Here is a 21532-nt window from a genome sequence, read left to right as displayed (position 1 = left end):
TTATTTTTTAATTTCTTTCGTTATAATTTTTGAAATTAATACAAAGTGATTATTGTGGCAAAAAGAATTTTTATAACAGCGACAAATACAGATATCGGTAAGACATATACAACTAAACTTTTGATGCAAGAGTTTGCAAGTCAGGGTTATAAGGTAGGTGTCATTAAACCTATCGAAACAGGTGTAAAAGATGGTGTATATCCAGACGGTGATGCACTTTTGGAACTTTTAAAACAAGTTAATCCACTCGCATGGTCGTTAGATGTTGACGATATCGTCCCTATCTCTTATGAACTTCCCGCTGCTCCGGTAATTGCATCTAACTTTACCTCTATTGATTATAAAAAGATAGAGGAAGCTATTCATCAGCAAGAGGCGATGTGTGATATCTTACTGATCGAAGGTGCGGGCGGTTTATTTGTCCCTGTTGATGAGAAGATAATGATGATTGATCTTATTAAAATATTCGATGCACAGGCGATACTGGTAACTCATTGTTCCCTTGGGTGTATCAGTGATACTTTAGTTAATAAAAAAGCTTTGGATGACATGGGTATAAAAAACGAAGTGGTATTTAACTGTCGAGATGAAGAGAGTAAAAGTTTTAAAAAGATCTCTTTACCATACTTTCAAAAGAGAGATTTTGATCTTTTTACAACGGTAGAGATAGAAAAAGTTGTTGCTAAAATAGTAGAGATTTAGCTATAATTGCACCACTTAAAATGAGTGAAAAAGGGAGAGAATGAGCCACTTAATCCGTACAGATGACTTTAGTGTAGATGAGATAAAAGCACTTTTAGCAGATGCTAAAAAGTTTAGTGATGGAAGGTTTGAGCGAATCTTAAAAGATAAGATAATAATCACTCTCTTTTTTGAAAACTCAACACGTACGAAAAGCTCTTTTGAGATTGCTGCAAAGCGTTTAGGTGCTGAAGTTGTACATCTAGATGTTGCAAAATCTTCAACAAAAAAAGGTGAAACACTTGTAGATACTGCAATGAATCTTGACTCAATGGGGCCTCATGCGATCATTGTTCGTCATCAAAATGCAGGTGTACCAAAAATACTTTCAAATCATACAAAAGCTTCTATTTTAAACGCAGGTGACGGTGCACATGCTCACCCGTCTCAGGCTTTACTTGATCTTTATACTTTAACGGAGCATTTCGGTGATGTAAAAGGGAAAAAGATAGCTATCGTAGGTGATATTAAAAGTTCCCGTGTTGCAAATTCAAATATTGAGCTTCTTACACGTTTTGGAATGGAAGTTATCTTAGTAGCTCCACCGCAATTTTTACCTAAAACAGATTTACGTTCAACACACCATTTAAAAGATATTATCGATGAAGTGGATGCAATTATGTCACTGCGCACTCAGACAGAGCGCCACTCTTCACAAAACTATGCATCTTTAAAAGATTATGCGAGTGACTTCTGCATCACAGAAGAGCTAGTGGGTGATCGTGATATTATCCTTTTACACCCTGGACCGGTTCACAGAAATATAGATATCTCAGATGCAATGCTTGATGATCCAAGATGTAAAGTACTGAAGCAGGTAAGTAACGGTGTAAATATCCGTATGGCAATACTCAAAAAACTGATCGCTGACAAATAGAACATTAATGTCATTTCAAGAGTTGAATGCTTATGGGAAAAGGGGTGAACCTTTTTTATTTATAAGCGATTTTAAAGGGGAAAACGTAGAAGTTTTCTCTTTAGAAACATTAAAGCAAAACGATATAGAGTTTGCAATCGATGAAAACTACATCTACAAACAACATCCCCATTTTTTACAAAAACAACCCATAGATTTTGCGAATTACAAAGTAAAATTTGATCAAGTGATCGAAAATATCAAAGCGGGTAATACTTACATTCTTAACTTAACACAGCCAACACCCATCTCAGTTGACTTAACGCTTCAAGAGATCTATAGCGTTGCAAATGCGCATTATAAATTACGATATAAAGATCAGTTTGTTTGTTTCTCACCGGAGAAGTTTATACAAATTAAAAACAATAAAATTGCAACATTTCCTATGAAAGGGACGATAGATGCTTCAATAAAAGAAGCTAAAGAGAAGATACTTGCAAACGAAAAAGAGATGGCTGAACATATAATGATAGTTGATCTGCTGCGAAATGATCTCTCGATTGTTGCAAAAGATGTGAAAGTGGAGAAGTTCCGCTATATCGATGAGATTGTTGCAGGGGAGAAAAATCTTTTACAAGTAAGTTCTCATATAAGCGGAATAGTAGAAGAGAACTGGCAAGAGAGGATTGGGGATATTCTAGAAGCCTTGTTACCTGCAGGTAGTATTAGCGGGACACCGAAAAAAAGTACCGTAGAGTTAATTGAAAAAATAGAAAGCTATAACAGAGGTCATTTTACCGGAGTTTTCGGTATGTTTGACGGGAAAAGTTTCGACAGCGGTGTGATGATCCGTTTCATTGAAAAAACAGCGAATGGTTACCTTTATAAAAGTGGAGGGGGGATAACTCTTGATAGTGATGTACACTCAGAGTATCAAGAGATGTTAGATAAAATTTATCTTCCTTAAGAATTTCTATAGGAGTTTTAGAAATATTGGGTTATAATAGAGTCAAAAAATATTAAAAGGGCTTTTTATATGTACATAGAGGATTTGAAATTTTCACTTTGGGCTGACTTTATCGAAAGAGATTTTTTAGATAATGAATTTCAAGAGTTGATCGATGCCAAGATCATTAACGGAGCGACTTCAAATCCTGCTATATTTAAAAATGCCATCCTAAATTCACCTGCATACCTTTCACAACTAGAAGCATTAGAAGATCTAGAACCAAAACAAAAATATGAAGCAGTTGCTATTTACGATATCCAAAAAGCTGCTGATATTATGAGACCACTTTACGATAAAGGTGATGACGGTTATGTAAGTATTGAAGTTGATCCCCATTTATGTGATGATACTGAAGCAACAATTGAAGAGGGAAAAAGACTTTTCGCTGCAATAGAACGTCCAAATGTAATGATTAAAGTTCCTGCTACCGATGCCGGATATGAAGCTATGGAAGCTCTTACATCAGAAGGTATCCCCGTTAATGCAACACTTATTTTTAAAAAATCTCAAGCGATAGAGTGTGCCGAGGCATTTAAAAAAGGTGGTGAGAAATATGGCTCTAAAGTAGATACTGTAATCAGTATTTTTGTTTCTCGTGTTGACAGAGCTATTGATAAATATCTCAAAGAACATGGGATAGAGGTGGCTCTTAGCGGTATCTATAATTCAGCAGATATCTATAATGAGATCGAAGCGATGCAAGTACCGGGATGTCGTACGTTATTTGCAAGTACCGGGGTAAAAGACGACTCTCTTCCAGCACATTATTATGTTGAAAAACTTCTTGCTTATAACAGTGTAAATACTGCACCGATAGAAACAATCAAAGCATACTATGAAAATGGTTCGAAAGAAAAAGCTCTTCCTCTTGAATCAAAAACAATTCAAGCACATTTTGATAAAATAGCTGCTATCGGGTTAGATTTAGATACTGTTTTAACACAGCAGATCGAAGATGGTTTAGAAGCATTTAAAGACGCATTTCAGGAAATATTGGAGGCATTATGAATAAGAATGAAGTAGATGTAAGCAAACTAACGTTTGAGCAGTTAAAAAAAATACGAGTCCATCTTAAAAAGATGATTGAAGTTGGAGGAAGTGACCTCCACATAAAAGCCAATTCCGTAATACGTGCAAGAATAAACGGTGAGATTAAACAGTTTTCGGGTGGAATCTTATCAAAAGAGGATGCTCTTACATTCGCAAAAGAGTTACTCAAAGGGAGATTCGCGGAGTTTGTCGAGAAGAAAGAGCTTGACCTTGTTTATCCGTTTGATGAGAATAACCGTTTCCGTGTAAATATCTTTTTTCAAATGGATGGAGTTTCTGCAGTATTCAGGGTTATTCCGGTACGTATTCCAAGTTTGGAAGAACTCCACCTACCTGAAATTGTAAGAATGTTTACAAAAAAAGAGCGTGGTCTTGTTCTTGTAACAGGTGTTACAGGTTCGGGTAAGTCAACAACACTTGCTGCACTTATTAATGAACTCAATCTAAATAAGAAAAAACACGTTATTACGATTGAGGATCCGATTGAGTTCGTCCATAAAGATAGAGGGTGTATTATCAATCAACGTTCAGTTGGACAAGATACGATCTCTTTTTCAAATGCACTTCGTGCTGCACTTCGTGAAGACCCCGATATTATTCTTGTTGGGGAGATGAGGGATAGAGAAACTATCAACTTGGCACTTCACGCTGCAGATACGGGACACTTGGTTTTCTCGACACTGCATACACTTGATGCAAAAGAAACTATCAACCGTATTATTGCACAGTTCCCGACTGATGAGCAAAACCGTGTCCGTATATCGCTGGCAGGGGTTATCCAAGGTGTTATTTCTCAACGTCTGGTCCCTGCAAAAGATGGGGGAAGACGTGCAGCATTAGAAATTCTCGTGCGTACGCCACTTATTGAAACATTGATTATGGAAAACAGAGATGTTGAAATCCGCGATGCAATTGAGGCAGGAAAAGATCACTATAAATCGCAAAGTTTCGATCAAGGGATTTTAGACCTTTACAATGAAGGTGTCATTACAAAAGAGGCTGCACTCGATTATGCAACGAGTGCATCTGACCTTGAACTTAAAATTTCAGGACTCATGAGTGGAAAAATCTCGAGCAATAATCACAATGCTATGGGTGAAACGCATGAGATCACTATGGATGATGATGTCTTTGATCTAAAGTCTTAAAGTAAAATTTAATTCAATTTTAGGTATAATTCCGCCTATTTTAAAATTAAGGACTTCATATGTTAGAAGGTATAGTTAGAGAGAGTACTGGTAAGAAAAGTGTTAAAGCACTTCGCCGTGATGGTTATCTAATTGCAAATATTTACGGAAAAGGTGTTGAAAATATCAACGCTGCATTCAAAGAAAATGAATATATCCGTGCTGTTCGCAACAAAGAATCTATTGCATTCCCAGTAAAAGTTGGTGGAAATGAGATGAATGTTGTTGTTCAATCATATGAGTCTCACGCAGTTACAGGTAAACTATTACACGTTGATCTAATGGTAGCTCAACCAGGTGTTGAAACACACTACATGGTTCCAGTTGTAGCACAAGGTGATGCTGTTGGTCTTAAAAATAAAGGTATGGTTTTCATTTCTAAACCACGTCTTCGTGTAAAAGCTAAAATCGAAGATTTACCAAATGAAATCGTTGTTGACGTAACTCCTATGGATGTTGGTGATGCAAGACTTATTCGTGACCTTCCAGCAATCGAAAATGTAACTTTCACAGACGCTGACCGTGTTGCGGTTCTAAGTGTGATCAAAGCTAAATAAGGAACCCCTTATTATGCTTATAGTCGGACTAGGAAACCCTGGATCCGACTATGAAAAAACACGCCATAATATTGGTTTTATGGTAATTGATGAGCTCAGAAAAAGACTGAGTGCTTCTACACAATCCTCTTCAAATTTTAAAGGTGAACTCTTTAAATTTCAAAACCCTGTTTCTTTAGAAAATCATTTTTTATTAAAACCACTTACATATATGAACCTTTCAGGTGAATCTGTTGTAAAAGTAAAGAACTTTTATAAAATAGATGAAGTTGTTGTAATACATGATGATTTAGATCTCCCTTTTGGAACACTCCGTTTTAAATTCGGCGGCGGTCACGGTGGTCATAATGGATTAAAATCGATTGATGCTCATATCTCACGTGAGTATGCACGAGTTAGAATGGGAATAGGCAAACCAGAACATAAAGGGGAGGTTGCTTCTTACGTTTTAAGTGATTTTTCACCTAAAGAACAAGAGCATTTAGATGAGTGGATAGGCCACGCTGCAGATGCAATAGAGTTTTTACTCAAAAACTCTCTAGAAGATACAAGTTCACAGTATGCTAAGAAAGGTTCACCTTGTTAGCCTATAAGTACATAGCACTCCACTATCTCAAATATTTTTCAGTTATCCTTCTTGCACTAGTGCTTTTTATGGTTGGTTTTGACTATATGGGAAATGCTGATGCACTCTCAAAATCAGCCAATCTTGTGTTAATTTACCTTGTGTACAAAACTTTTTTTGCCATTGATATGCTTTTGCCGATTTCACTTGTTTTTGGAATGATAGCAACTAAGATCTACCTCATTCGATCAAACGCTTTAGTATCTTTGTACTCATTGGGATATTCACGGGTTGATGCACTCAAACCATTTGTCGTTGTAGCATCGTTAATCATATTTTTATTCATATCTTTACATGCTTTTACAAAGTTTTCACGTGCACAAGAGTATGCCTACAATATCCGTGTTCATGGAAAATATCTTAACCCCAGCCGGGATCTGTTCTTTATACATAAAGGGCAATATATCTACTTCTCAAAACTTTTACCTATTCAGGAAAAGGCTCTCGGTATTAGAGTATTTGAGGTGAACAATGGTTCACTAAAGTCTATTTTAACGGCTAAAGAGGCCCGTTATGAAGATAACTTTTGGCGTATTAAAGATGCAGATGTAATTACAAAACCTGATGATTTGAGTTTCGGCTCAACGGGGATCAGTGTTACCGAGGAAAAAGATCTTAAAATTCTTGAAGAGTTTAGACCCAAGATGCTTGATCAGGTTTATCTGGGACAGGTTGATTTTACAATTTCCGATGCATTTGAAGCGTACAAACTTTTAAGTTCTCAAGGGGTTGAAACGAGTAATATCCGAGGTGCACTATACAGGATCTTTATTTACCCGTTTTTTGCACCGATATTGATCGTAATTATTTTCTTTTTAGTCCCTATTAGTGTCCGTTTTCTAAATGTGTCGTTATTCTCTTTTGGAGCTATACTTTCAACACTGTTGGTATGGGGATTACTCTTTATGTTGATCGAGCTTTCAAACCACAAAACCATATCTAGTGAAGTAGGTCTGATCGGGCCTATTTCCATACTCCTTTTCATAGCCTTGTGGCTGTGGAAAAAACATCGTTTGTCAACTTAGGCACTTATAAGCACATTTTGGATAAAATCGTTAAAAATTTATAAAGAGATTGGGACATTTTTATGATCGATTTTAAATCTTTGGCGAATGAATATCAGACGCCTCTTTATGTGTACGATTTTGACTACATGAAAGAACAGTTCGATGAACTTAAAGAAGCTTTTCGTGGAAGAAAATCTATAATAGCATATGCTGTAAAAGCAAACTCAAATTTAAGCGTAGTAAAACATTTTGCAAAAATGGGAAGTGGAGCTGATTGTGTATCGATCGGTGAGGTTCGTCGTGCATTATTAGCAGGTATTGCTCCGTACAAAATCATCTTCTCAGGTGTTGGTAAAACTGATGACGAGATTCGTGAAGCGATTGAAAAAGATATCCTTTACATCAATCTTGAGAGTGAAGCGGAACTTGGACGTGTTGAACTTGTCGCACGTGAGTTAGGGAAACAAGCGCGTATCAGTATCAGAGTAAATCCAAATATTGATCCAAAAACACACCCGTACATCTCAACGGGACTTCACGACAACAAGTTTGGTGTTGATCTTAATTCTGCAAAAAGAATGTACATCAAGGCAAAAAATTCTGAAAACCTAGATCCGGTTGGTATTCACTTCCATATCGGTTCACAACTTACAGAACTTGATCCTATCCGTGAATCGGCTGAGATTGTAGCTGACTTAGTGCGTTCACTACAAGCACTTGATATTGAACTGAAATTTTTTGATATCGGTGGCGGACTTGGTGTTCAATACAAAGATGAAGTTACTATTAAACCGTACGATTATGCACAGGCTATTTTAGGAACTTTAACGGCGATGGATATGACTATCCTTTGTGAGCCGGGACGTTTCTTAACTGCTAATGCCGGATACTTCTTAACAAAAGTACTTTATGAAAAACAAAATGGTGAGAAAAAATTTGTAGTGGTTGACGGTGCAATGAATGACTTACTACGTCCATCACTTTACAATGCATATCATGGAATCGAAGCAATTACTGATAATACTGAAGATGAAAGAGCTGTAGATATCGTAGGGCCGGTATGTGAGAGTGGTGACTTCTTTGCGAAAGATTATAACTTACCGCCGTTAAATCATAACGATCTGCTTGTTGTGAAATCGGCAGGTGCATATGGTTTTGGTATGGGAAGTAACTACAATACACGTGGCAGAAGTGCAGAGGTTGCTGTTGAAGGTGGAAAAGCAAGACTTATTCGCCGTAGAGAGAGTTTTGAAGATCTAATTGCTCTTGAAAAAGAGTTTTTAGAAGACTAGGGAAGAGAAAATATTGTATTTTATAGATGTTCAAGGGACTTTGATTAGTGATAGTGATAAATCGCCTATAGAGGGCAGCAGAGAGTTTATTAACTATCTCAACACGAATCAAATACCGTATATGGTTATCACGAACAATACAAAAAAAGCTTCTACGGATTTTTATAATTATCTGCTATCAATAGGGTTTGCGTTTGGATTTGACAAGTATCTTGATCCTTTGATGCTCCTTGAAGAAAAAGTTGAAAAAGAAGCGGTTGCTGCATATGGAGCACAGGAGTTTTTAAATACTCTTGTATCTATGGGATATACACTCGATTATGAAAAACCTAAAACAGTTTTGGTCGCGATCAAAGAGGATTTTAGTGCTGATGAGTATGCACAGATGATAGAGTTTTTACTTCAGGGTGCGAAACTTGTCGGGATGCATGAAACATCTATCTATGCAAAAAATGGCAAAAGATATCCGGGTGTCGGAGCAGTGCTTAAAATGTTAGAGTTTGCTACAAGCTCGTCGTATGAGGTTGTCGGAAAACCAAGTACCGCTTTTTACAATGAATCGTTACGTAGATTACAAGAGCAAGAGAGTTCAGCTAAGTTTGAAAATATCGAAATTATCAGTGATGACGTAAAAGGTGATCTTGGCGGTGCAAAAGAGCTTGGGATGAAAACAGTTTTTGTAACAAGCGGAAAGTATCAAACAGCCGAAGAGATAGTGCCTTTTTTAGATGAAAATTTACGACCTGATTTTATCTATAAAAATATGCAAGATATTTTAGACAAGCATAATTTGGAGAGAAAATGAAAACTTTAGATGATTGTAGAGTAGCGATAGATGCGATAGATACCGAACTTTTAGAACTTTTAAACAAACGTATGAAAGTTGTAGAACGTGTAGGTGAGATTAAAGCAGATACAGGCGGTGCAATCTATAGGCCTGAACGTGAAAAAGCTATTATTGAGCGTTTAAGCAAATTAAGTGAAGAGCAAAACGGGATCTTAAATAAAGCTGCAATTGAAGCTATATTTTTAGAGATCTTTGCAGTTTCTCGTAATTTGGAGCTTCCTGAACGTATTGCATATCTTGGACCTGAAGGGAGTTTTACCCATCAAGCGGCAGAGAGCCGTTTTGGTGCAATGAGTGAGTATCTTTCTCTTAACTCTATCGAGTCTGTATTTAAAACTATTGAAGCGGGACGTGCAAAGTTTGGAGTTGTACCGATTGAGAATTCTCGTGACGGAATTGTGGGTGAAACCCTTGATCTGCTTTCAAAGTCACCTATGAAAATAGTTTCAGAACTTTATATGCCGATCCATGTTGCGTTTGCAACAAAGGCTCATAAACTTGAAGATATTAAAAAGATCTACTCAAAAGATAAAGGTTTTGGACAGTGCCGTGACTTTTTAAGTGAACACGGCTTTAACGATATTGAGCTGATTCCCGTAGAATCAACTGCAAAAGCTGCGATTTTAGCAGCAGAAGATCCAAGTGCGGCGGCAATATGTTCTCACATAGCGGCAAAACTTTACGGTGTCCCGGTACTCTTTGAAAACATTGAAGATGAAGCTGAAAATACAACTCGCTTTATTATTCTAAGTGATTTTAAAAACGGAATAAGTAACGATGACAAAACTTCTATATTGGTACGTTTAAAAGATGCCGTAGAAGCCGGTTCACTTGTTCATTTTTTACAAGATTTTGATGAAGAGAAGATTAACCTCTCTAAGATAGAATCGCGTCCGTCGATAGATAAAGACGGTGGTTTTGGATATTGGTTCTATATAGACTTTTACGGTCATATAGATGAAGAACGAATTAAAAAAGTTATAGATAAACATGCTAGCGAAGTTACATGGCTAGGATCATATGCAAAGGGTGAAAATTGAAATTTAATAAACATCTAGAAAGTATAAAAACGTATGAGGCTGGAAAGCCTATAGAATTAGTTGTACGTGAGTTTGGTATAGAACCAAAAGATATCGTAAAACTTGCATCAAATGAAAACCCTTTAGGGTGTTCACAAAAAGTGCAGGATGCAGTAAGTAAGATCGTAAAAAATATGGCTTTATATCCGGATGATTCTATGATCAAGTTAAAAGCGGGTCTTGCAAAGCGCTTTGATGTAGAACAAAAGAATATCATTATCGGTAGCGGAAGTGACCAGGTTATTGAGTTCGTTATCCATGCAAAGGCGGATGAAAATACGAAAGTTTTAGTAAACAGTGTAACATTCGCTATGTATGAGATCTATGCAAAACACGTAGGGGCACAAATTATTAAAACTGCTTCACAAAAGCATAACCTTGATGAATTTTATGAGCTTTACAAGAAAGAAAATCCATCAATTATTTTCTTATGTACACCGAACAATCCAACGGGTGATGCGATTGATGCGGCAGATATGATGGCATTTTTAGAGAAGATCGATGAAGATACTCTAGTTGTTGTTGACGGTGCATACATGGAGTATGCAAAAGCTGCTGATGAGAAGAAAGCTGTTGAGCCTAAAGAGTTGGTTGAAAAGTTTAAAAATGTTATCTATTTGGGAACTTTTTCAAAAGCATACGGTCTAGGCGGAATGCGTACAGGATACGGGGTGGCTGATGAACTTATCATCAATGAACTCTATAAGCTGCGTCCACCGTTTAACATCACTACGTTATCTCTGGAAGCTGCTTCTGTTGCATTAGAGGATGAAGAGTTTGTTAACAAAAGTATCGCTTTAAATTTTGAGCAGATGAAACGTTATAAAGAGTTTGCAAATGAACAAAAACTAGATATAATTGAGAGTTATACAAATTTCGTTACTTTATGTCTCAATGAGAACCAAAATTCAACAAAATTAGCAGATGATCTACTTCGTCGTGGAATGATTGTAAGGGATTTAGCAGGTTACGGAATGAATGCTATACGTGTAACAGTTGGAACAAGTGAGCAAAATGATAAATTTTTTGAACTTGCAAAACAATATTTATAGGTGATGTAATATTTAATGGACTTTAAGGCACTTTTCTCACAGTTATCGGTTGTATATGCAAAATTGACAAAGCAGCAAAAAGCTATTATAGCTTTTGCGGTTTTTGGGATTGTTGCATTTTTGATTTTTCTTGTAACATATACTTCTCGAAACTCAAGTTTAAGCTCTTATGAGGTTCTGTTTGATTCTCTTAGTTCACAAGATGCTGCAAAAGTAATCGAGCAGCTTGAACAAGATAAGATCCCATATAAACTTGAAGATAACAATATCATAAAAGTGCCTCGTGATGTTGTGTACAAAGAAAGAATCTCTATTGCATCTTTGGGAATACCAAAAGATAATGTTGTTGGATTTGAACTGTTTGATACGCAAGAGTTCGGTGCAACAAAGTTTGATCAGGATGTAAAATATCTTCGTGCGTTAGAGGGGGAACTCTCACGTACTATCAATGCACTTGCCCCTATTAAAAATGCAAGTGTATCCCTGGCACTTCCCAAAGAGACCCTTTTTGTTTCTAAACAGTCACAGCCTACTGCATCTGTTATGGTTGAACTTGAGAGCGACCGTACACTTTCACACAAACAAATAAGAGGAATTAAAAATCTTGTAGCTTCTGCAGTACCTAAACTCGATCCATCAAATGTTATGGTCGTAAGCAGCGACGGTGTCACATTGGGTGATGATGATGAGATGGGACAGATGGATGAACTCTCTGTGGTACAACAACGCTATAAAACTAAAGAGGAGGGGAAACTTCGCAATAAAATTGTTGAAGTTGTTGCTCCTTTTGTCGGCGGAAAAGATAAAGTTGTAGCACAGGTAACAATCGATTACGATTTCTCTATCCAGAGCTCTACAAGTGAAAAATATGATCCTGAAAATGTAGTTAGAAGTGAACAGGTAAGTGAAGAAAAACGTGAGGGGATGTCACCTGACGTTGTTGGCGGAGTACCTGGAACTGTTAGCAATATCGGACCTGTTGAAGGGCTTCAGTCAAATAAAACTACTGAAAAATATAGTAAAAATTCAGGGACAACCAACTATGAAGTTGGAAAAACTGTAAGTACGACTAAGTCTCAATTTGCTCGTATTAAAAGAGTTACAGCTGCTGTTTTGGTAGATGGAAAATACAAGTATAAATTAGATGATGAAGGTAAGTTTACTAGTGAAACAGAATACACTCCACTCGATGAAGCTGATATAAATGCATTAACTTCACTTGCAAGTCGTTCTATCGGTATAGATACTGACAGGGGTGACTTGATAAGTGTACAAAACTTACAGTTTGAAAGAGAAGCAAAAGATCCTTCTGCTACGCAAGTAACTGAGGTGATTAAGTTTAGTGAAACATATCTAGCACCTTTTGCCGACCTGTTTAAGTATGTATTTGTATTACTGCTTCTTTTTATTGTATACAAAAAAGCGATTGTTCCATTTGCGGATCGTATGTTAGAGGTTTCTAAAGAGGATGAAGAGCTTGAGAGACCGAAATTGGATCTAGAAGAAGATGAAGATGACGACTTAGTTGAAAAAGTACAAAGTATGCGTAAAAAAGTTGAAGATCAACTTGGTATTACGGGTACACTCAATGAAGATGAACTCAAACATGAAGTACTTCTTGAAAAAGTAAGAGTGATGGCTGAAGATGAGCCGGTAAATGTTGCAGCACTTCTTCAAGCACTTTTATCAGAAGAAGCTGATCTTCCACACCGTAGACAAGGATAGATAGAAATGGCAAAATTATCACAACAACAACAAGCTGCATTCGATGAGATGGGGATGGCAGAGAAGATTGCCATTTTACTTTTACAACTTGGTGAAGAGATTACTGCTGCAATATTCTCAAATATGGATGTAGAAGCAATTACTGAGATCTCTAAATTTATTGCGGTAAATAAAAGTATAGACAGAGCTTTGGCTACGACGATTTTAGAAGAGTTCCATGCCATTTTTCAATCGGGTCAGTATCTTACTACCGGTGGTCTTGAGTATGCTCGTGAGCTATTATACAGAACACTTGGTCCAGAAGAAGCAAAAAAAGTTCTCGATAAACTAAGTAAGTCTATGCAGAGTACACAAAACTTTGCATATCTTTCAAAAATTAAGCCGCAGCAGCTTTCGGACTTTATTTTAAACGAGCACCCTCAAACTATTGCTCTTATTCTGGCACATATGGATTCAACTGAAGCTGCCGATACATTACAGTTCTTCCCGGATGATCTAAGAAGTGAAGTTGCTATGAGAATGGCAAAACTTGGTGATATCTCTCCATCGGTTATTAAACGTGTATCTGCCGTACTTGAATCAAAACTTGAATCTCTTGCTTCATACAAAGTTGAAGTTGGTGGTACGCGTGCAGTTGCAGATATCTTTAACCGTTTAGGTGCAAAAAGTTCTAAAGCAACACTTGCAACAATTGAACAGGTTGATGAAGAATTAGCGACTCAAATTAAAGAGATGATGTTTACGTTTGAAGATATTGTTACTTTAGATAAAAATGCTATTGCCGAGATCTTAAAAGCGATCGATAAAGCAGATCTTATGTTAGCACTCAAATCTGCTCCTGAAGAGTTAAAAGAGAAATTCTTCTCTGCAATGAGTGAAAGAGCACAAGAAGCATTTGATGAAGAGATGCAGTTTATGGGTGCTGTTAAAATGAAAGATGTTGAAGCGGCTCAGAGAAAAATTGTTGAAGCTGTTAACCAGCTTGCTGAATCAGGCAGTATCCAAATGGGTTCAACTGAAGAGATGGTCGAGTAAAATTATGGCAACGGTAATTTCAAACGAGTCTATTGAAAAACACAATGTAAATAAATACAATTTTAAAGTGATCGCTTTTGGTGCAAAAGATGAAGAGATCAAAGAGGAACCAAAAGTAAATATAGAGCCACAGTTAACAGATGAAAAAGTTGACTCAAGTGCTTTAAGTAATAATACAAAAGATTCTTTGATCGAATCTTTGATGAAAAAAACTGATGAGATGTCATCAAACTTTATTAAACTGCAGATGAAACTTGAAGCAAAAGAGGAAGAGTTCCAAGCTCAGCTTCAAAAAGCAAAAGAGGACTCGTTTGCAGAGGGACTTGAAACTGGTGTGAAACAGGCTCAGGAACAATTGGCATCCGGTGTACAAAACACTGTAGAACTCTATACGACATCAATTAAAAAACTGGAAGATTCGTCGAACGAATTTAAAACATCAATAGAGTCACTGAAAAACGAGTTGGTATTGGCAGCACTTGACATAGCTAAAGAGGTAATAAAAGTTGAGGTCTCAGAAAACTCAAGTGAGATAGCAAAAAAACTGTCTGATGAACTTATAAAAGATTTACAAGGTGCTTCTAAAATTACCCTAAAAGTAAATCCTAAAGATCATAGTGTAATATCTCAACATCTAGGTAACTTAGAAAATATAACAGTGTTATCAGATAATGCAATAAGTGAAGGCGGTGTCATAGTACTTAGCGATGCCGGTAATATTGATGCACAGGTCCAGAAAAGATTTGAAAGAGTAAAAAAAGCAGCTTTAAGTGAGTAAAATGAACATTAAAGAAAAAAGCATCGAAGAGCTGGAGGCTCTTTGTGGTGATATAAGAGAAGAGATATTAAGAGTTGTAAGTAAAAATGGGGGTCATTTAAGCTCAACACTCGGTGCAACTGAACTTATTGTCGCTATGCATAAGGTATTTGACAGTAAAAAAGATCCGTTTATTTTTGATGTATCACATCAGGCGTATGCACATAAATTAGTAACGGGAAGATGGGAAGCGTTTGATTCTTTAAGAACTTTCGGCGGACTGAGCGGTTATACAAAACCAAGTGAAAGCGACGATGATTACTTTGTAGCAGGACACAGCTCGACATCTATCTCTTTAGGTGTAGGTGCCGCAAAAGCGATTTCTCTAAAAAATGAACAGGATGAACGTGTACCCGTAGTTATGATCGGTGACGGATCGATGACTGCAGGTATGGTGTATGAAGCACTGAATGAACTCGGTGATCGTAAATACCCGATGGTAATCATTTTAAATGATAATGAGATGTCTATAGCAAAACCTATCGGGGCGGTAAGTAGAATGCTTAGTTCTGCAATGGCAAGCCCTTTTTATCAAAGGTTTAAAAAACATACCGAAAACTTTGTAGATAACTTTGGTGAAGGTGCCCGTTATATAGCTAAGCGTATGGAAGAATCGTTAAAACTAGTAACTCCTGGAATTATGTTTGAGGAGATGGGAATCGATTATATCGGTCCTGTTGACGGGCATAACCTTTCTCAGCTTATAGATATTTTTCAAACGGCAAAAAACCTCAAAAAGCCTGTGATTATCCATGCACAAACCATAAAAGGTAAAGGGTATGAGATAGCTGAAGGGCAAGAGGAAAAATGGCACGGAGTAGGGCCGTTTGATATCAGCAGCGGAAACAGTGCAAAGAAATCTTCTGCAAAATCAGCTACACAGATCTATACTGAAGCGTTAATGGATTTGGCCGACAAAGATGAAAAAGTGGTTGGGCTTACTGCTGCTATGCCGAGTGGAACAGGTTTAACACCTTTAATGGAGAAATATCCTGAACGTTTTTGGGATGTAGCGATCGCTGAGCAGCATGCTGTGACTTCGGCATCAGCTCTTGCAAAAGAGGGGTTTAAACCTTTTTGTACGATCTACTCAACATTCCTGCAGCGTGCGTATGATCAAGTGATTCACGATACTTGTTTGATGGATCTACCGGTAGTGTTTACACTTGACCGTGCAGGAATTGTAGGTGAAGACGGTGAAACACACCAGGGTACATTTGATATCTCTTATCTTCGTGCTATCCCAAACATGACACTTTTAGCTCCAAGAGATGAAAAAAGTTTTCATCAGGCAATGGGCTTTGCACACAACTATCAACATCCGTGTTCTATCCGTTACCCAAGAGGTGCATTTATAGAGTCTGAAGAGTTACCTGAATCAAAACCGTTTGAATTGGCTAAATCTCAACTTTTACAAGCGAGTGAAGGGGATACTCTTTTCATCGGATACGGTAACGGTGTAGGGCGTGCAGCACAAACAGCAAAATTTTTAGAGAAAAATGTAGCACTATTGGACCTTCGCTTTGTGAAACCTTTAGATGAAGAGATGCTGAAAAATCTGGCCTCTAAACATAAAAAGTGGTTTGTTTTTTCAGATAGTGCAAAAATGGGAGGGGTTGGCAGTGCAATCTCAGAGTTTTTAGCAAAAGAGTTTATTCAGGATGTGCAAGTGGTAAGTTTTGAGTATGAAGATAAGTTTATCACTCACGGAAATACAAAACTTGTTGAGGAATCTTTAGGGTTGCTTCCTGAGCAACTGGCAAAGAGGGTAAAAGAGTTATCGTAACTCTGCCACAGCACTAAAACGTCCAGTTTGTCCCTCACCTCTGTATGAGTAGTATCTGTCAGTATTACAGCAGCTACACTCAGTTGAGATACTGTAGTTACTAATCCCTAAATCTTCAAACTGTTTTTTTAAAATAGCAGGAATATTAAGATAGTAACTGCCGTTATTTTTTTCGATCGCAAAGGACAGTCCAAGATCTTTTGCTTCATCTGCAATCTCTTTACCAACCTCGTAACAACAAACTCCAATAGCAGGACCGACTGTCACTTCAATGTCGTCAATCTTTGAATCATATAGGTTAAGAAAACTCTCGATCACATTTTTTGTAATGTTCTGAAATGTACCTTCTCTCCCTGAGTGTGCAACTGCAATCACACTTTTAAAAGGATCGTAAAATACAATGGGGCTGCAATCTGCTACCATTACCATTAAAGGGATGTTTTTTTTATCTGTAATCAAAGCATCACAAGTAGGGGGATTGTTAAAATCATTACTATCCTCGATCACATGAACGATATCGGAGTGAATCTGTTTCATATGTACAAGTTTTGTATGGTCGTAATTATATTTTTTTGCCAAGGCTTGATGATTAGCTATAACATTTTCTATATTGTCCCCAACATGAAAAGCAACATTACCATCTGTTTTATCGGTAAAAATTAATAAAGGCTTTTGATTTAATTTCATATAATGATTATAACAAAAATTGAGGGGTGTGTAGTTGTGAGTAGATTGAGTCTTTTTCCACCAACTTTGGATGGTGATAGCATAGAGGATAAACGGCAGGAGATAAAGAGATATTTCAACAACAGTTATGATCTTTTTGAAAAGCTTTTTGAAGTTTTAAAAGATGAAACGGTTTTTTATAAAAAATCTGAACCTACACGCCACCCTATGATCTTTTATTTTGGTCATACTGCTACTTTTTTTATTAATAAACTTATTTTGATGAAGATAATTGAACAAAGGATAAATCCGGAGTTTGAATCACTGTTCGCCATAGGTGTTGATGAGATGAACTGGGATGATATGGATGAGTCAAACTATAAATGGCCGAAAGTTGACGAGGTTCGGGCATACAGAGTAAAAGTGCGAGAGTTAGTGAATACTCTGATCGATACATTGGAATTTACTCTGCCTATTACACAAAACTCCCCTATGTGGATTATTTTGATGGGGATTGAGCATGAGCGTATCCACATAGAAACATCTTCTGTATTACACCGTCAAATGCCTATAGAAGCTATTTTAGAAAATGACACTTTTAATATCTGTGAATATAGTGGAAAAAATGTAAAAAACGAGATGATCCATATTGATGGCTCTGAAGTTCACCTAGGGAAAACTTATGAACATAACTTATATGGTTGGGATAATGAGTATGGAAGTTACAAAGAGGATGTAAAAGGGTTTGAAGTTGCAAAATATCTGGTAAGCAACGGAGAGTTTTTAGAGTTTGTAGAAGCGGACGGATATGAAAAAGATGAGTATTGGAGTGAAGAGGGGAGAGAATTTTTAAAACGAAGTGGTGCAAAACATCCCCATTTCTGGAATAAAGATGGAGATCGATGGAGTTACAGAGCATTGACAAAGATAATCCCGCTCCCGCTTAATTGGCCTGTAGATGTTAATGGATTGGAAGCTGAGGCATTTTGTAATTATAAATCGCAAAAGGATGGAAGAAATTACACTTTGCCGAGTGAAGCTGAGTATATGGCTATTTACAAATTATCTAACCTCAAAGATATTCCTGAGTTGCATGAAAGCAGTGCAAATATTAACTTTTACCACTATGCTTCATCTTGTCCTGTCGATCAGTTTAGTTTTTCTCTTAAAAACGGAAGTATTATTTATGATCTTATAGGGAACGTGTGGCAATGGAGCCGTACGCCTATTCGAGGATTTGAAGGATTTACACCATATGAAGCATATGATGATTTTTCAACACCCACTTTTGATGAAAAACACGCTTTGATACTCGGTTCCTCTTTTGCAAGTACGGGAAACCTTATTATGAAGCATTCCCGTTATGCTTTTAGAAGACATTTCTTTCAGCATGCTGGTTTTCGATATGTAATCTCTCAAAACGGGGAGGGTGATGAAAATATTTATGAGACGGATGAACTAGTTTCGCAGTATTGTGAGTTTCAATACGGAGAGACTCATTTTGGAGTTGAAAACTTTGCAATCTCTTGTGCAAAACTCGCAAAAAAATATGCAATAAATAAAGAAAAAGCACTTGATCTAGGTTGTGCAACAGGAAGGGCAACTTACGAGCTGGCAAAAACTTTTAACAGCGTAGAGGGGATAGACTTCTCTGTTCGTTTTGTAGGTGTTGGGAGTAAACTCCAAGAGGATGGGAAAATAGCCTATAAGGTAAAACAAGAGGGTGAGATAGTTCAAGAAAAAATTGTAACTATTGAAGAGTTAGGATATGAAACACTCAAAGATAAAGTGAGTTTTTGGCAGGGTGATGCATGTAATTTAAAGCCCCGTTTTAAAGGGTATGATCTAATCCTTGCAACAAATCTCATAGATAGATTGTATAATCCTAAACTTTTTTTAGAGGATATCCCAAACAGGTTAAACGATGAGGGGATACTCATCATTACATCCCCGTATACATGGCAGGAAGAATCAACAAGTAAAGAGTTGTGGCTTGGCGGATATTATGACAGCCAAGGCAAAGAAGTGAGTACATTGGAAAGTTTGAAACAGATTTTAAAAGATCAGTTTGAACTAGTAGGAGTAGAGGATCTGGAGTTTGTGATCCCTGAAACAAAGAGAAAATATCAACACACGATTTCAGAAGCAAGTGTTTGGAGAAAAATTTGAGTTATGACTTTACAAGTTCTGCCGATCGAAGTGGTACGAACGCAGAAAAATACACTTTAAGAGAGGAGCTTTTCGGAACCGAAGATGTGCTTCCTGCCTGGGTAGCTGACATGGATATAGATACACCCGATTTTGTGTTGGAGAGTGTCAAAAAAAGGCTTGAGCACCCTGTAATTGGATATGAAGAGTTTCCAAAAAGCGCTTTTGAAGCACAGATAAGATGGATGAGGAAACATCATGGGATAGAGTACGATCTTGAGGGGATGTTTTATTCCCACTCTGTTGTAGCTTCTATGCAGGTTGTGATCGAGGCTTTTTCAAATAAGGGGGATGAGGTGATTGTGCAAACTCCTATCTATCCACCTTTTTTTCATGCACCGGTACATATGGAGAGAAAAGTAGTGAAAAATCCTCTCAAATGTTTAGAGGACGGCACATATACTTTTGACCTTGAAGATTTACAGGCAAAGATCACAAAAAATACAAAACTCCTTTTACTCTCTTCCCCACACAACCCGGTTGGTCGTGTTTGGAAAAAAGAGGAACTAGAATCTTTGTTAAAAGTTTGTGAAGAGAACAATATTATTATTTTTGCCGATGAGGTACATTGTGACCTTGTATATGAACCAAGCAAACATATTCCTCTTACTTCGTTGGAAGCTGCTGATGAAAGAGTGATAACGGCTATCGGTGTGGGAAAAACATTTAATATGGCCGGTTTTGCAGTAAGTAGTATTGTAGTACCCAAAAACCTACGGGAGCAGTTTAAAAAAGCGTATGATAACGTCCATTTTGCACAAGGGAGTGTACTGAGCCATGTTGCGTTTGAGAGTGCTTATAACAACGGTGAAGAGTGGCTTCAAGAGTTAAAACTGCATCTTTATAAAAACTATGAGATGTTGCTTGAACTATCGAAAAAATATAAAGAGTATATTGAACTCACACCAATCGAGGGTACCTATCTGGCATGGTTGGATTGCAGGAAAATGAATCTAAGCAATAAAGAATTACGGGAATGGTTTGTAAAAGAGGCAAAACTGGGACTCAATGCAGGGCTTAGTTTTGGGAAAGAGGGGAGTGGTTATATGCGCTTGAATTTTGCCGTCTCATCTGCTAAAATGGCGCAAATAATTACACAGCTTGAAAATGCTTTACAAAGGAAAAAAGAGAATGAACATTGATTGGGATGCATATAAAGAGCATAAACAATACAGCGTACGAAATGACAATTTTGAAATAACTTTGGAGTTTATGAAAAGTTACTACAATATGACAAATCCATATGATATTTTTGATGCTCTAAAAGAGGATGATATCGGTCAAATGATGTTAAACAAACGCAATATCACTGATGCGGTAGCATTGGAAAAAGTTCTTCATACGATCTAATGACACAAGATTTAGAAAAGATAGAGGCGTTTATAGAGCAGCATCATGTCATGACACTTGCTACATGTGGTCATGAATCTGTGAGTGCTTGCAGCCTCTTTTATGCGTATGATAAAGCAAAAAGAGTCTTTGTCGTCGCAAGCAGTGATGATACACTGCATATAGAACAGATACGACAAAACAATAAAGTAGCGGGAAATATTTTACTTGAAACAAAAGAGGTTGGAAAGATCCAAGGTCTACAGTTTAGAGGGATGTTTAAAGCCAACAGCTCAAAAGAGTTCAGCCGTTTATACTTTAAGCAGTTCCCTTACGCTTTGGCTTTAAATCCGAAACTTTGGAATATTGAAGTTGATTTTTTTAAATTGACTGATAATCGTTTGGGGTTTGGTAAAAAGGTTATTTGGCCCTAGGTTTTTCTTGAAAGAGGCTACAAGGGACACCACTGCTTGAAAACACAACCATAGATGGAAGCTGTTTAGACTTAAATCCGTATGCTTTACATCCATGGGGTTGATTCGCTTCCCAAGTTACAAAATAATATTCACATCTTCTACAGTTAATTCTTTTCATACTTATACTTTCTTTTATCAACGGTATTGTACAATAAAACTGCGAACTTCTTATAAACATATAGACGCAA

22 protein-coding genes are annotated in these 21532 nt (G+C 37.1%); 20 read left to right on the top strand and 2 right to left on the bottom strand.

What is annotated here, in order from left to right:
• The first annotated feature begins 54 nt into the window (after positions 1–54).
• From bioD to dxs, 16 genes are all read left to right on the top strand, one after another.
• On the top strand, positions 55–702 hold the full coding sequence (bioD, locus tag QWY88_RS03880; protein WP_304544286.1) for a dethiobiotin synthase: 648 nt from the start codon (positions 55–57) through the stop codon (positions 700–702).
• A 40-nt stretch (positions 703–742) separates the two neighbouring features.
• On the top strand, positions 743–1618 hold the full coding sequence (locus tag QWY88_RS03875) for an aspartate carbamoyltransferase catalytic subunit (protein ID WP_304544284.1): 876 nt from the start codon (positions 743–745) through the stop codon (positions 1616–1618).
• A gap of 7 nt (positions 1619–1625) precedes the next feature.
• Entirely contained in the window at positions 1626–2564 is a 939-nt protein-coding gene (locus QWY88_RS03870; RefSeq protein WP_304544282.1) for an aminodeoxychorismate synthase component I, read from the top strand.
• A gap of 69 nt (positions 2565–2633) precedes the next feature.
• On the top strand, positions 2634–3614 hold the full coding sequence (locus QWY88_RS03865; RefSeq protein WP_304544281.1) for a transaldolase: 981 nt from the start codon (positions 2634–2636) through the stop codon (positions 3612–3614).
• Positions 3611–4804: a type IV pilus twitching motility protein PilT gene (locus tag QWY88_RS03860; RefSeq protein ID WP_304544279.1), complete on the top strand. Its 1194-nt coding sequence runs from the start codon at positions 3611–3613 to the stop codon at positions 4802–4804. Before QWY88_RS03865 ends, QWY88_RS03860 begins: the two co-directional genes overlap by 4 nt.
• Positions 4805–4863: 59 nt before the next feature.
• A complete protein-coding gene (locus tag QWY88_RS03855; protein ID WP_304544277.1) occupies positions 4864–5400 on the top strand; it encodes a 50S ribosomal protein L25/general stress protein Ctc in 537 nt (178 codons plus the stop codon).
• A gap of 13 nt (positions 5401–5413) precedes the next feature.
• The gene (pth, locus tag QWY88_RS03850) at positions 5414–5986 is read left to right on the top strand and encodes an aminoacyl-tRNA hydrolase (protein ID WP_304544275.1); all 573 of its coding nucleotides are present in this window, start codon (positions 5414–5416) and stop codon (positions 5984–5986) included.
• Positions 5980–7050, top strand: a complete 1071-nt coding sequence (locus QWY88_RS03845) for an LptF/LptG family permease (RefSeq protein ID WP_304544273.1) — start codon at positions 5980–5982, stop codon at positions 7048–7050. The genes pth and QWY88_RS03845 overlap by 7 nt, the downstream gene beginning before the upstream one ends.
• A gap of 62 nt (positions 7051–7112) precedes the next feature.
• Entirely contained in the window at positions 7113–8324 is a 1212-nt protein-coding gene (gene lysA, locus QWY88_RS03840; protein ID WP_304544271.1) for a diaminopimelate decarboxylase, read from the top strand.
• Between the two features lie 13 nt (positions 8325–8337).
• Positions 8338–9129 carry an HAD-IIA family hydrolase gene (locus tag QWY88_RS03835; RefSeq protein WP_304544269.1) on the top strand — a complete coding sequence of 264 codons (792 nt, stop codon included), beginning with the start codon at positions 8338–8340 and terminating at the stop codon, positions 9127–9129.
• On the top strand, positions 9126–10211 hold the full coding sequence (pheA, locus tag QWY88_RS03830; protein WP_304544267.1) for a prephenate dehydratase: 1086 nt from the start codon (positions 9126–9128) through the stop codon (positions 10209–10211). The genes QWY88_RS03835 and pheA overlap by 4 nt, the downstream gene beginning before the upstream one ends.
• Entirely contained in the window at positions 10208–11302 is a 1095-nt protein-coding gene (hisC, locus tag QWY88_RS03825; RefSeq protein WP_304544265.1) for a histidinol-phosphate transaminase, read from the top strand. The genes pheA and hisC overlap by 4 nt, the downstream gene beginning before the upstream one ends.
• Positions 11303–11317: 15 nt before the next feature.
• Positions 11318–13027 (top strand): flagellar basal-body MS-ring/collar protein FliF, encoded by a 1710-nt coding sequence (gene fliF / locus QWY88_RS03820; RefSeq protein ID WP_304544263.1) that lies wholly within the window; start codon positions 11318–11320, stop codon positions 13025–13027.
• 6 nt (positions 13028–13033) lie between these two features.
• Entirely contained in the window at positions 13034–14062 is a 1029-nt protein-coding gene (gene fliG / locus QWY88_RS03815) for a flagellar motor switch protein FliG (protein ID WP_304544262.1), read from the top strand.
• Positions 14063–14066: 4 nt separating this feature from the next.
• A complete protein-coding gene (gene fliH, locus QWY88_RS03810) occupies positions 14067–14840 on the top strand; it encodes a flagellar assembly protein FliH (protein WP_304544260.1) in 774 nt (257 codons plus the stop codon).
• A gap of 1 nt (position 14841) precedes the next feature.
• A complete protein-coding gene (dxs, locus tag QWY88_RS03805) occupies positions 14842–16665 on the top strand; it encodes a 1-deoxy-D-xylulose-5-phosphate synthase (RefSeq protein ID WP_304544258.1) in 1824 nt (607 codons plus the stop codon).
• On the opposite strand, the gene pgeF is transcribed toward dxs, so the two are convergent.
• Positions 16657–17352, bottom strand: coding sequence for a peptidoglycan editing factor PgeF (gene pgeF, locus QWY88_RS03800; protein WP_304544256.1), 696 nt, complete (start codon positions 17350–17352; stop codon positions 16657–16659). The genes dxs and pgeF overlap by 9 nt on opposite strands.
• 36 nt (positions 17353–17388) lie before the next feature.
• Here pgeF and ovoA point away from each other — a divergent pair, with 36 nt between their 5' ends.
• Genes ovoA through QWY88_RS03780 form a run of 4 tightly spaced genes read left to right on the top strand, consistent with a single transcriptional unit; the run spans position 17389 to position 21302 of the window.
• On the top strand, positions 17389–19500 hold the full coding sequence (ovoA, locus tag QWY88_RS03795) for a 5-histidylcysteine sulfoxide synthase (protein WP_304544254.1): 2112 nt from the start codon (positions 17389–17391) through the stop codon (positions 19498–19500).
• Positions 19497–20681 carry a PatB family C-S lyase gene (locus QWY88_RS03790; RefSeq protein ID WP_304544252.1) on the top strand — a complete coding sequence of 395 codons (1185 nt, stop codon included), beginning with the start codon at positions 19497–19499 and terminating at the stop codon, positions 20679–20681. The genes ovoA and QWY88_RS03790 overlap by 4 nt, the downstream gene beginning before the upstream one ends.
• Complete coding sequence (locus QWY88_RS03785; RefSeq protein ID WP_304544250.1) at positions 20671–20889, top strand: hypothetical protein; 219 nt, start codon at positions 20671–20673, stop codon at positions 20887–20889. The genes QWY88_RS03790 and QWY88_RS03785 overlap by 11 nt, the downstream gene beginning before the upstream one ends.
• Positions 20889–21302 (top strand): pyridoxamine 5'-phosphate oxidase family protein, encoded by a 414-nt coding sequence (locus tag QWY88_RS03780; RefSeq protein WP_304544247.1) that lies wholly within the window; start codon positions 20889–20891, stop codon positions 21300–21302. The genes QWY88_RS03785 and QWY88_RS03780 overlap by 1 nt, the downstream gene beginning before the upstream one ends.
• Here the strand turns inward: QWY88_RS03780 and QWY88_RS03775 are convergent.
• Positions 21289–21462 (bottom strand): uracil-DNA glycosylase, encoded by a 174-nt coding sequence (locus QWY88_RS03775; protein WP_304544245.1) that lies wholly within the window; start codon positions 21460–21462, stop codon positions 21289–21291. The genes QWY88_RS03780 and QWY88_RS03775 overlap by 14 nt on opposite strands.
• Positions 21463–21532 lie beyond the last annotated feature (70 nt).

It is taken from the genome of Sulfurimonas sp. hsl 1-7 (genome assembly GCF_030577135.1).
In the GTDB taxonomy this organism is placed as follows: Bacteria; Campylobacterota; Campylobacteria; order Campylobacterales; family Sulfurimonadaceae; genus Sulfurimonas; species Sulfurimonas microaerophilus.
The sequence above is the reverse complement of the archived record's forward strand: the minus strand, read 5'-3'. Positions and strand labels throughout refer to the sequence as shown.

What these genes read in the sequence shown, in the direction of transcription:
- QWY88_RS03875 (WP_304544284.1), top strand. Translation starts at nt 743, where the DNA reads ATGAGCCACTTAATCCGTACAGATGACTTTAGTGTAGATGAGATAAAA.
- QWY88_RS03870 (WP_304544282.1), top strand. Translation starts at nt 1,626, where the DNA reads ATGTCATTTCAAGAGTTGAATGCTTATGGGAAAAGGGGTGAACCTTTT.
- QWY88_RS03865 (WP_304544281.1), top strand. Translation starts at nt 2,634, where the DNA reads ATGTACATAGAGGATTTGAAATTTTCACTTTGGGCTGACTTTATCGAA.
- QWY88_RS03860 (WP_304544279.1), top strand. Translation starts at nt 3,611, where the DNA reads ATGAATAAGAATGAAGTAGATGTAAGCAAACTAACGTTTGAGCAGTTA.
- QWY88_RS03855 (WP_304544277.1), top strand. Translation starts at nt 4,864, where the DNA reads ATGTTAGAAGGTATAGTTAGAGAGAGTACTGGTAAGAAAAGTGTTAAA.
- pth (WP_304544275.1), top strand. Translation starts at nt 5,414, where the DNA reads ATGCTTATAGTCGGACTAGGAAACCCTGGATCCGACTATGAAAAAACA.
- lysA (WP_304544271.1), top strand. Translation starts at nt 7,113, where the DNA reads ATGATCGATTTTAAATCTTTGGCGAATGAATATCAGACGCCTCTTTAT.
- pheA (WP_304544267.1), top strand. Translation starts at nt 9,126, where the DNA reads ATGAAAACTTTAGATGATTGTAGAGTAGCGATAGATGCGATAGATACC.
- fliF (WP_304544263.1), top strand. Translation starts at nt 11,318, where the DNA reads ATGGACTTTAAGGCACTTTTCTCACAGTTATCGGTTGTATATGCAAAA.
- fliG (WP_304544262.1), top strand. Translation starts at nt 13,034, where the DNA reads ATGGCAAAATTATCACAACAACAACAAGCTGCATTCGATGAGATGGGG.
- fliH (WP_304544260.1), top strand. Translation starts at nt 14,067, where the DNA reads ATGGCAACGGTAATTTCAAACGAGTCTATTGAAAAACACAATGTAAAT.
- dxs (WP_304544258.1), top strand. Translation starts at nt 14,842, where the DNA reads ATGAACATTAAAGAAAAAAGCATCGAAGAGCTGGAGGCTCTTTGTGGT.
- pgeF (WP_304544256.1), bottom strand. Translation starts at nt 17,352, where the DNA reads ATGAAATTAAATCAAAAGCCTTTATTAATTTTTACCGATAAAACAGAT.
- QWY88_RS03785 (WP_304544250.1), top strand. Translation starts at nt 20,671, where the DNA reads ATGAACATTGATTGGGATGCATATAAAGAGCATAAACAATACAGCGTA.
- QWY88_RS03780 (WP_304544247.1), top strand. Translation starts at nt 20,889, where the DNA reads ATGACACAAGATTTAGAAAAGATAGAGGCGTTTATAGAGCAGCATCAT.
- QWY88_RS03775 (WP_304544245.1), bottom strand. Translation starts at nt 21,462, where the DNA reads ATGAAAAGAATTAACTGTAGAAGATGTGAATATTATTTTGTAACTTGG.